The organism is Enterobacter sp. UPMP2060, from assembly GCF_053709655.1.
Map to the genome: position 1 here is coordinate 49,127 of NZ_JBSKJQ010000011.1, position 13,586 is coordinate 62,712.

Annotated in this window: 16 protein-coding genes; 9 read left to right on the forward strand and 7 right to left on the reverse strand. The window is 54.2% G+C overall.

Features of this window, described 5'->3' with window-relative positions; translation table 11 throughout:
- The first annotated feature begins 207 nt into the window (after positions 1 to 207).
- Positions 208 to 489, forward strand: coding sequence for a YjcB family protein (locus ACWKXN_RS18360; protein ID WP_008503385.1), 282 nt, complete (start codon positions 208 to 210; stop codon positions 487 to 489).
- Positions 490 to 551: 62 nt separating this feature from the next.
- Here the strand turns inward: ACWKXN_RS18360 and ssb1 are convergent, their stop codons facing one another.
- Positions 552 to 1,082, reverse strand: a complete 531-nt coding sequence (gene ssb1, locus ACWKXN_RS18365; RefSeq protein WP_029740211.1) for a single-stranded DNA-binding protein SSB1 — start codon at positions 1,080 to 1,082, stop codon at positions 552 to 554.
- A gap of 250 nt (positions 1,083 to 1,332) precedes the next feature.
- Here ssb1 and uvrA point away from each other — a divergent pair, with 250 nt between their 5' ends.
- Positions 1,333 to 4,155, forward strand: coding sequence for an excinuclease ABC subunit UvrA (gene uvrA / locus ACWKXN_RS18370; RefSeq protein WP_454544122.1), 2,823 nt, complete (start codon positions 1,333 to 1,335; stop codon positions 4,153 to 4,155).
- A gap of 3 nt (positions 4,156 to 4,158) precedes the next feature.
- Here the strand turns inward: uvrA and ACWKXN_RS18375 are convergent, their stop codons facing one another.
- The 4 genes from ACWKXN_RS18375 to tyrB form a co-directional block, all read right to left on the reverse strand.
- Positions 4,159 to 4,512: an MmcQ/YjbR family DNA-binding protein gene (locus ACWKXN_RS18375; protein ID WP_023310053.1), complete on the reverse strand. Its 354-nt coding sequence runs from the start codon at positions 4,510 to 4,512 to the stop codon at positions 4,159 to 4,161.
- 2 nt (positions 4,513 to 4,514) lie between these two features.
- On the reverse strand, positions 4,515 to 4,931 hold the full coding sequence (locus ACWKXN_RS18380) for a secondary thiamine-phosphate synthase enzyme YjbQ (RefSeq protein WP_454544123.1): 417 nt from the start codon (positions 4,929 to 4,931) through the stop codon (positions 4,515 to 4,517).
- Positions 4,932 to 5,044: 113 nt separating this feature from the next.
- Positions 5,045 to 5,758, reverse strand: a complete 714-nt coding sequence (gene aphA / locus ACWKXN_RS18385) for an acid phosphatase AphA (protein WP_182072276.1) — start codon at positions 5,756 to 5,758, stop codon at positions 5,045 to 5,047.
- 217 nt (positions 5,759 to 5,975) lie between these two features.
- The gene (gene tyrB, locus ACWKXN_RS18390) at positions 5,976 to 7,169 is read right to left on the reverse strand and encodes an aromatic amino acid transaminase (protein ID WP_454544124.1); all 1,194 of its coding nucleotides are present in this window, start codon (positions 7,167 to 7,169) and stop codon (positions 5,976 to 5,978) included.
- Positions 7,170 to 7,375: 206 nt separating this feature from the next.
- On the opposite strand from tyrB, the gene ACWKXN_RS18395 reads away from it, so the two are divergent.
- From ACWKXN_RS18395 to ACWKXN_RS18420, 6 genes are all read left to right on the forward strand, one after another.
- Positions 7,376 to 7,933 carry a DUF2589 domain-containing protein gene (locus ACWKXN_RS18395; protein WP_023334176.1) on the forward strand — a complete coding sequence of 186 codons (558 nt, stop codon included), beginning with the start codon at positions 7,376 to 7,378 and terminating at the stop codon, positions 7,931 to 7,933.
- 75 nt (positions 7,934 to 8,008) lie between these two features.
- On the forward strand, positions 8,009 to 8,611 hold the full coding sequence (locus ACWKXN_RS18400) for a DUF2589 domain-containing protein (protein WP_033144414.1): 603 nt from the start codon (positions 8,009 to 8,011) through the stop codon (positions 8,609 to 8,611).
- A complete protein-coding gene (locus tag ACWKXN_RS18405; protein WP_033144413.1) occupies positions 8,611 to 9,060 on the forward strand; it encodes a lysozyme in 450 nt (149 codons plus the stop codon). Before ACWKXN_RS18400 ends, ACWKXN_RS18405 begins: the two co-directional genes overlap by 1 nt.
- A gap of 18 nt (positions 9,061 to 9,078) precedes the next feature.
- Complete coding sequence (locus ACWKXN_RS18410; RefSeq protein WP_454544125.1) at positions 9,079 to 9,561, forward strand: ribonuclease; 483 nt, start codon at positions 9,079 to 9,081, stop codon at positions 9,559 to 9,561.
- A 65-nt stretch (positions 9,562 to 9,626) separates the two neighbouring features.
- Positions 9,627 to 10,034, forward strand: coding sequence for a hypothetical protein (locus ACWKXN_RS18415; RefSeq protein WP_033144411.1), 408 nt, complete (start codon positions 9,627 to 9,629; stop codon positions 10,032 to 10,034).
- Positions 10,035 to 10,325, forward strand: a complete 291-nt coding sequence (locus tag ACWKXN_RS18420) for a hypothetical protein (RefSeq protein WP_033144410.1) — start codon at positions 10,035 to 10,037, stop codon at positions 10,323 to 10,325.
- An 84-nt stretch (positions 10,326 to 10,409) separates the two neighbouring features.
- On the opposite strand, the gene ACWKXN_RS18425 is transcribed toward ACWKXN_RS18420, so the two are convergent.
- Positions 10,410 to 11,003 carry a response regulator transcription factor gene (locus ACWKXN_RS18425; protein WP_224435039.1) on the reverse strand — a complete coding sequence of 198 codons (594 nt, stop codon included), beginning with the start codon at positions 11,001 to 11,003 and terminating at the stop codon, positions 10,410 to 10,412.
- A 317-nt stretch (positions 11,004 to 11,320) separates the two neighbouring features.
- On the opposite strand from ACWKXN_RS18425, the gene ACWKXN_RS18430 reads away from it, so the two are divergent.
- On the forward strand, positions 11,321 to 12,451 hold the full coding sequence (locus tag ACWKXN_RS18430; RefSeq protein WP_032662597.1) for an ENY2 family protein: 1,131 nt from the start codon (positions 11,321 to 11,323) through the stop codon (positions 12,449 to 12,451).
- Between the two features lie 51 nt (positions 12,452 to 12,502).
- Here ACWKXN_RS18430 and alr read toward each other — a convergent pair whose 3' ends face one another.
- Entirely contained in the window at positions 12,503 to 13,582 is a 1,080-nt protein-coding gene (alr, locus tag ACWKXN_RS18435; protein ID WP_032662599.1) for an alanine racemase, read from the reverse strand.
- Between the last annotated feature and the right edge of the window lie 4 nt (positions 13,583 to 13,586).

The following is a 13,586-nucleotide window of genomic DNA, read 5'->3' on the forward strand; positions in this document are numbered from 1 at the left end:
GGCATTTTCGGCAAGCTGTGGCTCCGCCTCCTCGTGCGCCGAAGGCAGAACCAGCCCGCGCAATCGCCTTTTCTGAAGAATAAAATCCTCTTTTTTGATCGCACAGACACTGGCGAATAAATCAACAAATGTGATATAGTTCACACATATTTTGTAACGAGAAACACCGTTTCATTCAGTTCGTCTGTTTTATAGAGGATGGGTTTTATGGCAACCATTACTACCAGCATGGTTCTCCTGCGCTGGCCTTTGTTGAGTGCGGTACTGATGTTTCTAGCCAGCACGCTGAATATTCAGTTTCGTAAATCTGACTATGCAGGTCTTGCTGTCATCAGCACCCTGCTGGGGCTGGGTGCGGCCTGCTGGTTTGCAACGGGTCTGCTTGGCATCACCCTGCTGGATATCGCTGCCGTCTGGGAAAACATTAAAGTGGTGATGGTTGAGGCAATGAGCCATACGCCGCCAGACTGGCCGATGGTGATTACCTGATCCCTTCCGGAATAAAAAAACCCAGACGATAGTCTGGGTTTTTTGTTTTCAGCACGCGGAAATCAGAACGGAATGTCGTCGTCGAAATCCATTGGCGGTTCGTTAGACGGCGCCGGAGCAGACTGCTGCTGCGGACGAGACTGTGCGCCGCCGCTGAACTGGTTGCCGCCCTGCGGCTGCTGAGGCTGACCCCAACCGCCCTGCTGCTGGCTCTGACCGCCACCTGCCGGTGCGCCACCGCCCTGACGGCCACCCAGCATCTGCATGGTACCGCCCACGTTGACCACGACTTCTGTGGTGTACTTCTCAGCGCCGGCCTGATCGGTCCATTTGCGGGTACGCAGCTGGCCTTCGATATAGACCTGAGAACCTTTACGCAGATACTCACCGGCCACTTCGGCCAGTTTGCCAAACAGCACTACGCGGTGCCATTCGGTCTGCTCTTTCATCTCACCGGTCGCTTTATCACGCCAGGATTCGGAAGTAGCCAGCGTAATGTTGGCAACTGCGCCACCACTCGGCATGTAGCGTACTTCCGGGTCCTGGCCCAGATTACCGACGAGAATCACCTTGTTTACGCCTCTGCTGGCCATGTTCGTGTCTCCTGAATACGTTTCTTAATAGTGTAAACGCGCGAGTGTACCATTTCCATGCTGCACTTTGATAGTTGCGTAGCACGTTCCAGAGTTCTCTCGCAACTCCACATTGTTACACAGCCAATCAGAAAATGCATTCCAATACTGTATATTCAAACAGGTCAAATTGTGTCATAATTAGCCGTTTCTGACAGCCGTTTGTCCTTCAAACAAATCAGGCAATCCGTGTTCCAACCGGGAAAGGTGAATGGATAAGATCGAAGTTCGGGGCGCCCGCACCCACAATCTCAAGAATATCAACCTCATAATCCCTCGCGACAAACTCATTGTCGTGACCGGGCTTTCGGGGTCTGGCAAATCCTCACTGGCTTTCGACACTTTGTATGCCGAAGGACAGCGTCGTTACGTTGAATCGCTCTCTGCGTACGCGCGTCAGTTCCTGTCGCTGATGGAAAAACCGGATGTCGACCATATTGAAGGGTTGTCCCCTGCTATCTCTATTGAGCAGAAGTCCACCTCGCATAACCCGCGTTCAACGGTCGGTACCATTACCGAAATTCATGACTACCTGCGTCTGCTGTATGCCCGCGTGGGCGAGCCGCGCTGCCCGGACCACGACGTCCCGCTGGCGGCCCAGACCGTAAGCCAGATGGTGGATAACGTGCTGTCGCAGCCGGAAGGGAAACGCCTGATGCTGCTGGCGCCGATCATTAAAGAGCGAAAAGGCGAACACACCAAAACGCTGGAAAACCTGGCAAGCCAGGGCTATATCCGCGCCCGTATCGACGGCGAGGTGTGTGACCTGTCCGACCCGCCAAAGCTGGAGCTGCAGAAGAAGCACACCATCGAAGTGGTGATTGACCGCTTTAAGGTACGCGACGATCTCGCCACGCGCCTGGCGGAATCTTTTGAAACGGCGCTGGAACTCTCTGGCGGCACGGCCGTGGTCTCCGACATGGACGACCCAAAAGCGGAAGAGCTGCTCTTCTCCGCCAACTTCGCCTGCCCGATTTGCGGCTACAGCATGCGCGAGCTCGAGCCGCGCCTGTTCTCATTCAACAACCCGGCGGGCGCGTGCCCGACGTGTGACGGCCTGGGTGTTCAACAATATTTCGATCCGGACCGTGTGATTCAGAACCCGGAGCTGTCGCTGGCGGGCGGGGCCATTCGCGGCTGGGACAAGCGTAACTTCTACTACTTCCAGATGCTGAAATCGCTGGCGGAGCACTACAAGTTCGACGTCGAAGCCCCGTGGGCGAGCCTGAGCCCGAACGTGCACAAAGTGATCCTGTTCGGTTCCGGCAAAGAGAACATCGAGTTCAAGTATATGAACGATCGCGGCGATACCTCCGTGCGCCGCCACCCGTTCGAAGGGGTGCTGCACAACATGGAGCGCCGCTACAAAGAGACCGAATCCAGCGCGGTGCGCGAGGAGCTGGCGAAGTTCATCAGCAACCGCTCCTGCGCCACCTGTGAAGGTACGCGTCTGCGTCGCGAAGCGCGCCACGTGTTTGTGGAAAACACCGCGCTGCCGACCATCTCAGACATGAGCATCGGCCATGCGATGGACTTCTTCAACAATCTGAAGCTCTCCGGCCAGCGCGCGAAAATCGCCGAAAAAGTGCTGAAAGAGATCGGCGATCGCCTGAAATTCCTCGTGAACGTCGGCCTGAACTACCTGACGCTTTCCCGCTCGGCAGAAACGCTCTCCGGCGGTGAAGCCCAGCGTATCCGTCTGGCAAGCCAGATTGGCGCGGGCTTAGTCGGCGTGATGTACGTGCTGGATGAGCCGTCCATCGGCCTGCACCAGCGCGACAACGAGCGTCTGCTCGGCACGCTGGTCCACCTGCGTAACCTCGGCAACACGGTGATCGTGGTCGAGCACGATGAAGATGCGATCCGCGCGGCTGACCACGTCATCGACATTGGCCCTGGCGCTGGCGTACACGGCGGCCAGGTGGTCGCGGAAGGGACGCTGAAGGACATCATGGCGGTGCCCGAGTCGCTGACCGGTCAGTTCATGAGCGGCAAGCGTAAGATTGAGGTGCCGAAACAGCGCGTAGCGGCAGATCCGGAAAAAGTGCTGAAGCTGACCGGCGCGCGCGGCAACAACCTGAAAGACGTCACCCTGACGCTGCCGGTTGGCCTGTTTACCTGCATCACCGGCGTGTCCGGTTCCGGTAAATCGACGCTGATCAACGATACGCTGTTCCCGATTGCGCAGACGGCGCTGAACGGCGCGACGCTGGCCGAGCCTGCGCCGTACCGCGACATCCAGGGTCTGGAGCATTTCGATAAAGTTATCGACATTGACCAGAGCCCGATTGGCCGTACCCCGCGCTCTAACCCGGCAACCTATACCGGCGTCTTCACGCCCGTACGTGAACTCTTTGCCGGTGTGCCGGAAGCGCGTTCACGCGGCTATACGCCAGGACGTTTCAGCTTTAACGTGCGCGGTGGCCGCTGCGAAGCGTGCCAGGGCGACGGCGTGATCAAGGTTGAAATGCACTTCCTGCCGGATATCTACGTGCCGTGCGACCAGTGCAAAGGCAAACGCTATAACCGCGAAACGCTGGAGATTAAGTACAAGGGCAAGACCATCCACGAAGTGCTGGACATGACCATCGAAGAGGCCCGCGAGTTCTTTGACGCCGTCCCTGCGCTGGCGCGTAAGCTGCAGACGCTGATGGACGTCGGCCTGACCTACATTCGTCTGGGGCAGTCGGCCACCACGCTGTCCGGCGGTGAAGCGCAGCGCGTGAAGCTGGCGCGTGAGCTGTCAAAACGCGGCACCGGTCAGACGCTTTACATTCTGGATGAGCCGACCACCGGCCTGCACTTTGCCGATATTCAGCAGCTGCTCGAGGTTCTGCATCAGCTGCGCGATCAGGGCAACACCATCGTGGTCATCGAACATAACCTGGACGTGATTAAAACTGCGGACTGGATTGTCGATCTCGGTCCGGAAGGCGGCAGCGGCGGCGGTGAAATTCTCGTCTCCGGTACGCCAGAGACCGTTGCAGAGTGCGCAGCCTCGCACACCGCGCGCTTCCTTAAACCGTTGCTGTAATTGTCACACGGAGAGTTGCTGTCGGGTGGTTTCCGGCAGCAGCTCAACCGCCTGCTGATAGGACGCGTCCACCAGGTAGTAAATCTGCGAGCCAGGAATCGATCCATCCAGATAGACGGTGCTCCAGTGCGCCTTATTGAGGTGCTTGCTCGGCCTCACGTCATCATGCTGTTGACGTAGCAAATCCGCCAGTTCAGGGCTGGTTTTCAGCGACGCCGCCGGACGGCCTTCCACCTCTTTCACCATCGCAAACAGCACATCTCCCACTTTTATCTGCGTGGCTTTCCAGTCGCTATGAACGCTCTGCTCCGCGCCGGGCTTGCTCATGCAGTACTGAAGTATCTCCGAAATTGTCATCTTTATTCCCCTTGTAGCGTGGCGATAATTTTACGCGAACCACCGTGAATGCGATGCTCTCCCAGCCAGATCCCCTGCCACGTTCCCAACAGCAGCCGCCCGTTGTGAACCGGCAGCATCAACGATACGCCCAGCAGGGAAGATTTAATATGGGAAGGCATATCGTCCGCCCCCTCATAGTCATGCTCGTAAGGCGTGTTGTCCGGGACGCTCTTCAGAAAATGGTGCTCCATGTCGGACCGGACGGTGGGATCGCAATTTTCATTAAGCGTGAGAGAGGCGGACGTGTGCTGAAGCAGCAGATGCAGCAAACCCGTTTTCACCCGCGACAGATCGCGGAGTTGCCCGATGACTTCATCCGTCACCAGGTGAAATCCGCGTGGTTTAGCGCTTAAGGTCAGGGTCTGTTGATACCACATGTGCTGCTCCGTGATGAAAGATGAATCTTTCTAAGTGTGCAGCAAGAAGACGAAAGGTAAAACCCGCAGCAGCGAGATTTGATTAAAAAAGAGTCAAACACGCTGCTGGGTACTTAATACTCCGAGTTGACGATCACCTCTTCGCCAAACTTTCCGGCCATCGGAAGCGGTCGATAGGTCGAGTTAGAGGCACGTAACACCCTGATCCCTCTGGCTCCCACGTCATGCGCGGCGGTGATGTCGTTATCCGAATCGCCGTAGAATACTTTGATATTTTTCTTTTCCAGCCACTGGGTTTTGGTGTTTTGCCCCTCTTTGTCACCGGCAAAAATGACCGGATTCATGCTGGTCGCCGGGATCTGGAAATCATCCTGCAGCGTTTTAGAGACGGTTTCGGTTTTGGTCTGACTGCGGCCGGTAACAAAGTAGATGCTGTCACCGCGCTTCACGTGCATAGCAATAAGCGCACGGGCAACCTCTTTCGGGATGCTGAATTCGTCCCAGCCGTTATTCATTTTTTCCCAGAATTCCGTGTTCTTCAGATACGCTTCGCTGTCGGGTGAATACGTTTTCTTCCCGCGCCAGAAGCCGGGGCTTGAGAAAAGCACGGTATCGTCAATGTCAAAACCCACGGCCATTGGCGCGCGGCCGATCAGACTGTTTTCGATTTGGGCCACTGAAACCCAGTGAATGGGTGCCTGCTCGGCAAGAATGGCGGCGGTGGTGCCGGTGTAAAGCGGCGTCGGGGCAGAAGCTCGTGCGACGACGGCGCTGTTAAGCGAGAACAATAAGCAGGCGGCGCTGAGCGCCAGTGTGATCTTGCGCATATTTTCCCCTGAATATTCAGTTTGTTATCGTTTTAATTTGAGCGGATGGTCAAAAAACTATCCGACCATAACCCCAGCGGGAGGTGAAGGGAAGGAGTTTTTGCTTATGAAGCGGAATAAAAAGAAGACGATCACAGAATGCCGGGCAACGTTTTTGTGCGGCCTGATACCCTCACCCCAGCCCTCTCCCACGGGGAGAGGGTCGGTTGGTAAGTGCTTACATTACAGCAGCAAACGCCTGCGCCACGCGATGAACGTTGCTGGCATTCAGGCCCGCCACGCACATACGGCCGCTGGCGATCAGGTAGACGCCGAACTCTTCCCGCAGGCGATCGACCTGCGCCGCGCTCAGACCGGTATAGCTGAACATCCCACGCTGCTTGAGCAGATAGTCGAAGTTATGTCCCGGCACGGCCTCTTTCAGCACGTTAACCAGCTCCTTTCGCATGGACAGGATGCGCTTACGCATCGCTTCCACTTCGGCAAGCCAGGACGCTTTCAGCTGTTCGTCACCGAGAACCTTCGCCACCACCTGCGCACCAAAGTTTGGCGGGCTGGAGTAAATACGGCGCACCGTCGCCTTCAGCTGGCCGAGCACGCGACCCGCCGCTTCGGCGTCTTCACAAACCACGGACAGACCGCCAACGCGTTCACCGTACAGGGAGAAGATTTTAGAGAAGGAGTTGCTGACCAGCGCTGGCAGCCCGGCGCAGGCCACGGCGCGGATGGCGTAAGCATCTTCTTCCATGCCCGCACCAAAGCCCTGGTAGGCAATGTCGAGGAACGGAATCAGGTCGCGGGCCTTCAGTACCTCAATCACCGCATCCCACTGGGCGTTGGTGAGATCCGCCCCGGTCGGGTTATGGCAGCATGGGTGCAGCAGCACAATGCTGCGCGCCGGCAGCGTGTTTAGTTTCTCCAGCAGCGCTTCAACGCGCACGCCGTTCGTTTCGCTGTCGAACCACGGATAGGTCGCCACGTTGAAACCTGCGCCCTCGAAGATCGCAACGTGGTTTTCCCACGTCGGGTCACTGACCCACACGCCTGAATCCGGGAAGTATTTTTTCAGGAAGTCTGCACCCACTTTCAGCGCACCCGAGCCGCCCAGCGTCTGGATGGTCGCCACGCGTTTTTGCGCGAGCACCGCGTGATCGGCACCGAATAACAGCGGAGCGATGGTGTTGCGGTAGGCGTTTAACCCTTCCATCGGCAGATAAAGAGAAGCACCGTGTGGAACAGCGTTCAGACGCGCTTCGGCTTCGGCAACGGCTTTTAATTGAGGAATGATGCCATCCTCGTTGTAATACAGACCGATGCTGAGGTTCACTTTGTCGCTGCGAGGATCTTCTTTGAAACGCTCCATTAAGGAGAGGATAGGGTCGCCGGCATAGGCGTCAACTTTCTGAAACACGCGATGGTTCTCCGGAATTCGATGAGGCAGGGATTTCAACAATAAACCGGAACATCACTCAACACCACCCCTTAAGATTATCCTGCGATCGGCATAGGTTTTTTGCGTCCTCTCGCCATGACATTTACCCAATATTTTCCCCTTCTCGCTTTCCGTAATGTGGCTCCTGCGCAACCGCGCATTCACTGATTCAAGGAGTTCACATCATGGATTCACAATTTATTGGTTCAGTTATTAACGCCCTGCCGCTGGAACATATGATCGGCGGTCCGCTGCAGGCGATGATCAAAGCACAGGTCCAGGCGAGCAAGGCCTATACCGACTTCCTGCTCTCCGTCTGTATTAAAGACGGCAAAGCTGTCGCGATCGAGTTCGATTACGACGAAACCGTGGTAGACGAACAGGGGGTCAATAAAGGCAGCGTGACTCGCAAGATGAGTATTCCGCTCCTGGCGGCGGTCACCCACCCTATCATCTGCATTGAGGACGGCACTATCGACTTTGAGCTGGAAGTGAGCCAGAGCGAAGCCAGTTCCAGCAGCACCGAAGCGGAGGCCTCCGTGGAAGCGTCCGTCGGCTGGGGTGTTTTCAAAGCGAAAATGACCGGCAAGGTCTCCCATAAATCGGAGCAGACCCGTTCGACCGATACACGCGCGAAATATTCCATTCATACCCAGATTAAACGCCAGGAGCCACCTGAAGCTCTGCAGCGCGTGATTGATTACCTGACCAACGCCAAAACCAAGCCTGTCGCCGCGCAATAATCTTCCACGCCGCGACATACGTGCGATTCCGTAACGCAGGGGCTACCCGGGTAGCCCTTTTTCCAGGAGCGAAATATGTCTTTTAAAAAATGGCTGCGCGGCGGCAAGGATGAGGAGCCGGAAAACAGGGCGGGCAAAGAGGATGAAGGCACGCCACCGGTACAGGAAAACACGCCTCCAGCGCCTCCAGCCGATATTCCCGGCGTGCCGATCTCGCTTGAAGATATCACGCGTGGGATGCAGTACGCGGCCACTGCGGCCAACGAACTGATTGCTCAGCAGTATATGAAGGCATTGGATCCCTTTTTCGAACCCGCAGAAGACGGTTCGTTAATTCCACGCACGGTACAGCTGGCGCTGGATGAAAAGCACTACTTTGACCTGCCCTTAGTCGCGCTTTCGACACCGCGCGGGCTGATGCTGGAAAAGATGAAGGTCAACCTGACGATCCGTACGGAAGGCATGCAGGCGCCTTCCCGCCAGTCCGGTGAAAACGAATTTGGCCGCTTTCACGTCAGCCTTTCGCCTTCCAGCGATAACAAAGGCGGGCGTGACAGCCGCCACGTCGATGTAGAGATGCAATTTACCGCACTTGAGCCACCGGAAAGCGTCATGCGTTTGATTGACGAATACACCAACAAGGTGATTCCCCGCCCGAAAGCAGAGGAGACTCCGTAATGCAAAAAAAACCAGAACGTACAGGTGACAAGGGCATTCAGCTTATTTGCCAGTTTGAAGGGCTGAGGCTGGAGCGTTATCGCGATGCCGTAGGTTTATGGACCATCGGCTACGGCCATTTGATCCTCAAAGAGGAGATGGAAAAGCTCACCAAAATTACCACCGGTGAAGCCAAAGATCTGCTGCGCAAAGATCTGAAACGCACCGAGGACGGCGTGAAAAAACTGCTGAACAACGCTTCGACACAGAACCAATTCGACGCGCTGGTTTCGTTCGCCTTCAACCTTGGCGTGGGCAATTTAAAGAAATCCACGCTGCTCAAAAAATTCAACGCTGGCGATATCCAGGGCGCCGCACTGCAGTTCAAAAGCTGGAATAAGGCAGGCGGTAAGGTTTTGACCGGGCTTACCCGACGCCGCGAGGCGGAAATGAAGCTATTTCTTAGTTAATTCAACAGGAAAATTACAATGAAACCACTATACATAGTGAAAATGGCCGTACTGTCTGTTTCGTTATTCAACGTGTTACAGGCAACCGCCGCCATGCCAACCTGCGAAGAGGAAATAAAGGAAGCCAACGCCTTTTTATCTTCTCAGGGTATGGTGCCCGTCAATAACGTGACCGATCTGGCGACAACGCTTCGTCATATAAAAAATTTTGGGCGCCTGCCCGACCGCTATATCACCTCGGATGAGGCCAAACGCCTCGGCTGGTCGGGAAGTGAAAGCGAATCGCTTTGGGGTCTTAAACCCACCAATCAAAAATGGATCGGTGGCGATAAATACAGCCATCGCGCTCTTCCTGCCAGTCAGCCCTGGCTTAGCGCGGATGTTGATGTCGTGAAGGGATATCGCTCTCCCAAGCGTTTGATTTACAGCCTGTCAGGGCAACAGCGTTTTATTACGACCGATAAGTATCAGTATATTGTTGAGCTGGATCCCTGCCAATAATAAGCGCCCGTTACGATAATAAATCCCCTTTTCCGAGGGGATTTATCCTTGCAGAGGATGAACGTATGTCTGACATCTATCTCCCGACTCTTATCAGTGAAGCCTTGCTGGCTTTTTCAGGTTTATTTGGCGGCGTCAGTATCTCGTTTTTCTGGCAACCGCAGCGATTGCACCAGCACAGCCGATTTATGGCAGGCATTATTTTTGGTGGAATCAGCATGGGCGCGGCCGTCGCATTAGGTGGATTAGCAGCCCGCTGGTTAAAGATAGACCTTAATCAGGCCGATATCACGCTTGGTTTAGGGTATATCCTCGGGGCAATGAGTAATGGCCTGATCGTCTGGCTGGCAAACTTTTTTCGCCGGCATGAACAGCGCGATATTTTTGATGTTGCAAGCGTCATCAAAAGTAAAGTCAGACATGAATCACTTTCTCCGCCTGATTTAACCCACAACAAACCCGATGGAGAATAAATGCTTAACATAATGAATGGCTGGGTGCTTCCCTTTATTATCTTCGTCGACCTGGTAACATCGCTGCTGATTTTGTTTGCCGCCTATAGCCGAAGAGTCCATGCCCTGCCGGTAATGTGTAAAATTGGCTTAGCCGCCCTCGCCTTTGGTTTTTTTGGTGAGAGCAGCTTAAACATGAAATTTATTCTTACCGGTGCTGATATACTGAGTGACAGCTTTCCATTCTGGCTATTGCAGGACTTCGGAACGCTGGTGGTGGTGATATATTATTTCAAATCTCAGTACCGTTAAAAAACAAAGCGCAACAGAGGTCCATCTGTTGCGCTTTTCTTTTAACGCATTTTGGCTGCAGCCCTTCGCTTTGCTGAAAATCGGCTAATTAGACATATATTTAAAATAGAGCATTGCGGCCTGTGTCCGATTGTTGACCTGTAGTCGGTGAAAGATGGATTCCAGATGCACTTTGACCGTACCTGCGCTGATATTCAATTGCCGGCTGATCTGCTTATTTGTTCCTCCATTCGCCAGCAGCTTAAGAACTTCCTTCTGCCGACGACTCAGGGAATAGATTGGCAAACCGCCAGTGGGTTGTTCTCGCTGGACCACGGCTTGCTCCGGAAAACAGACCACCCCCGAGGAAACCATGCAAAGTATCTGGCTGATTTTCTCCGCGGGGAGATCCTTGGTAAAAATGCCCTTAATGCTTTGGCGGATGTAGAAGTTGAATATCTTATCCGTCGTTTTTCGTAACATCACCACGATCGGTAGCTCAGGCCAGTTTGTCATTAAATTAGTGATAAAATCACGGCACTTCATTTCACCATCCAGCAAAATAATGCTGACCGGCATAGAGGTTAAAATTGCGTGTGCATCTTCAAAATTGCTCGCTGCAAAAACAGTGCATTCCGGCATTACGCGTTCCAGCTCTGTTTTCATACCGTGAATGAAGATCGGTAATTCATCGATCATTAATATATTCATCGTAGCATAACCCCGTATGAAATCTATTTTCTTAGGTTATTCAACCAACTTATTCCGAAATTAAGTATGCGTGCTATTACAAAACTGTAAAAACAGCATTCGGCATAAGGCAAACGTCATATACCCAAAGCAAAAAGTTAAGCAGTACTACACATTAGACATAGCCATATTTAATTAAAAACGATCTTATCATTATCAAAAACAACCTGGGCTTAATAGCATATTCCCCGAAAAATTGCTGACACGTATTATTTAACTGCACGTGTGCCATCTACCTACATATTAATATTTCAATGAGGTCATTTATGACAATACTAACAGTGTATTTCTGTGGTACTGGATCTAATAAATTTGATGAGTCTCATGCTAATTACTGGAACGGCGAGCTCATCTCTTCTCTGGCAGCCAATAACAAGGGTAAAGAGTTCGCCGAATGGGTCATTCTTGATGGTCCGGGGAGCGGCAATCTACAAAGCGATGAGCTTTGGGTCAAAAGCGGAGAATATTCTCAGCTTCGCGCCCAGCTTCTGGGCAGCGGCTGGAATGAGAATGTTCAGCATGCGATCAATATTATCAAAGGACACGTTGACTGGCAGCGTGAGAAGCTCACAAAAGAAAACTATGAGCAGCTTAAAAAGGCGGGTGTACCGATTCAGGACGTTGAGGTTACCGGCTCATTTTGGTGGCGCAAATATGACTATGGCGATCGTAAAGTGACCCAGCAGGCGCTGCAGCAGCAAATCATCAAAACCTTCCGCCAGGGTCAGATCCTGCCCACTCAGGTGAACCTTGTTGGGTGGAGCCGGGGCGGAATTAGCTGCCATATGCTTGCCAATGCAATGCTGGCCGACCCCCTTTTAACGACGATTCCGGTGAATATTTTTGCGGTCGATCCGGTTCCGGGTATGGGTAATTTCCAGGCGGACAAAGTCACTCTGGGCAGCAACGTTAAGGAGTATGTGGCTTTCTATGCCAGACATGAGCGATCAAAAGGTTTCTCGTGCGTCATTCCGCAGACCGATAGCGCGACAAAAGTCCATATTTATCCCATGTCTGGTCGCCACGCTACGCTGGTAGGGAATGCTTCGGCCAATGGGAATAGCGGGGAAAAAGTGGTCCATGAGCCCGGCACGATCGTGCGTCATTTTGCAGAAGTTTGCCTGCAAAGATGGGGCGTCACGCTGGATAAAAAGCTCAATCTGGATGGAGTGCAGCTTCTGGAATTGCATCAGGCCATTCAGCGTAACGCTCCGCTATTCGCCGAGATGCAGAAAACGGTGTACACCATTTCGGAAAACGATGGGGGGGAGCGTTATGTCTCACTGGGCAGCACTGGAAAACGGTTCTCGTCCATCCAGGGTTCGCGCTTCAGTCCGGAGTCAGGGCTCGCGTCGGATTATTTGACTAATCAGGCGATCTATAACGTGTTGAAATAAGCGTTACGCGTCCAACGGCAGCTAATGCCGTTGGACGACTATCTGCGAGTCTCAGTCGATGTACTTCATCGCCACCCTTGACGTCAGGCGCGTGATAAGTTCGTAAGCACTCACTTTCGTAATTTCAGCAATGCGTTCGACGGGCAAACCTTCGCCCCACATCACGACATCGTCGCCGGGCTTATCCTGGGCTTCAGGCCCCAGATCGACACAAATCATGTCCATCGCCACGCGGCCGACGATCTTCACCTCGCGACCGTTGACCAGAACCGGCGTGCCCGATGGCGCGGCGCGCGGATAGCCGTCACCATAGCCCATCGCCACCACGCCGAGACGGGTATCACGCTCGCTGGTCCAGGTACCGCCGTAGCCCACCGGCTCGCCCGCTTTATGGTCACGGACGGCAATCAGGTTAGAGACCAGCGACATAACCGGCTGGAAGCCAAAGTCCGGCCCCCAGGGCTTGTTCTCCAGCGGAGACACGCCGTAGAGAATAATGCCCGGTCGCGCCCAGTCGAAATGCGACTGCGGCCACAGCAGAATCCCGCCGGATGCCGCAATCGAGCGCATCCCCGGCTTGCCTTCGCAGAAGGTGTTAAAGATATCCAGTTGGCGCTCGGTCGCACCGCACTCGGGCTCATCGGCACGGGCGAAGTGGCTGACGATATTCACCGGCTGACGCACGTTTTTGCACCGGCATAAACGCTGATAAAACGCTTCCGCGCTTTCCGGACGCACGCCCAGACGGTGCATGCCCGTGTCGAGCTTCATCCAGACGGTCACCGGCTCGCTCAGCTCGGCGGTTTCCAGTGCGGCGAGCTGTTCTTCGTTATGTACCGCGGTATGCAAATGCTGGTCAGCAATGGTCGGCAGATCGCTGGCTTCGAAAAAGCCTTCGAGGAGCAGAATGGGTTGGGTAATGCCGCCCGCGCGCAGGCGGAGGGCTTCTTCAAGACGGGCGACGCCAAAGGCGTCGGCATCGGGGAGCGTTCGCGCGGTCTCAAGAAGACCGTGTCCGTAAGCGTTCGCTTTCACGACTGCAACGAGCTTGCTGGCAGGCGCCAGTTCACGCAGACGTTGCAGGTTGTGTCGCAGAGCGCGGCGGTTAATAACAACAGTTGCCGCTTGCATTTGA

Bases quoted from the DNA above. Each gene is read 5' to 3' on its own strand.
- ACWKXN_RS18360 (WP_008503385.1), top strand. From the start codon at position 208: ATGGCAACCATTACTACCAGCATGGTTCTCCTGCGCTGGCCTTTGTTG.
- ssb1 (WP_029740211.1), bottom strand. From the start codon at position 1,082: ATGGCCAGCAGAGGCGTAAACAAGGTGATTCTCGTCGGTAATCTGGGC.
- uvrA (WP_454544122.1), top strand. From the start codon at position 1,333: ATGGATAAGATCGAAGTTCGGGGCGCCCGCACCCACAATCTCAAGAAT.
- ACWKXN_RS18375 (WP_023310053.1), bottom strand. From the start codon at position 4,512: ATGACAATTTCGGAGATACTTCAGTACTGCATGAGCAAGCCCGGCGCG.
- ACWKXN_RS18380 (WP_454544123.1), bottom strand. From the start codon at position 4,931: ATGTGGTATCAACAGACCCTGACCTTAAGCGCTAAACCACGCGGATTT.
- aphA (WP_182072276.1), bottom strand. From the start codon at position 5,758: ATGCGCAAGATCACACTGGCGCTCAGCGCCGCCTGCTTATTGTTCTCG.
- ACWKXN_RS18395 (WP_023334176.1), top strand. From the start codon at position 7,376: ATGGATTCACAATTTATTGGTTCAGTTATTAACGCCCTGCCGCTGGAA.
- ACWKXN_RS18400 (WP_033144414.1), top strand. From the start codon at position 8,009: ATGTCTTTTAAAAAATGGCTGCGCGGCGGCAAGGATGAGGAGCCGGAA.
- ACWKXN_RS18405 (WP_033144413.1), top strand. From the start codon at position 8,611: ATGCAAAAAAAACCAGAACGTACAGGTGACAAGGGCATTCAGCTTATT.
- ACWKXN_RS18410 (WP_454544125.1), top strand. From the start codon at position 9,079: ATGAAACCACTATACATAGTGAAAATGGCCGTACTGTCTGTTTCGTTA.
- ACWKXN_RS18415 (WP_033144411.1), top strand. From the start codon at position 9,627: ATGTCTGACATCTATCTCCCGACTCTTATCAGTGAAGCCTTGCTGGCT.
- ACWKXN_RS18420 (WP_033144410.1), top strand. From the start codon at position 10,035: ATGCTTAACATAATGAATGGCTGGGTGCTTCCCTTTATTATCTTCGTC.
- ACWKXN_RS18425 (WP_224435039.1), bottom strand. From the start codon at position 11,003: ATGATCGATGAATTACCGATCTTCATTCACGGTATGAAAACAGAGCTG.
- ACWKXN_RS18430 (WP_032662597.1), top strand. From the start codon at position 11,321: ATGACAATACTAACAGTGTATTTCTGTGGTACTGGATCTAATAAATTT.
- alr (WP_032662599.1), bottom strand. From the start codon at position 13,582: ATGCAAGCGGCAACTGTTGTTATTAACCGCCGCGCTCTGCGACACAAC.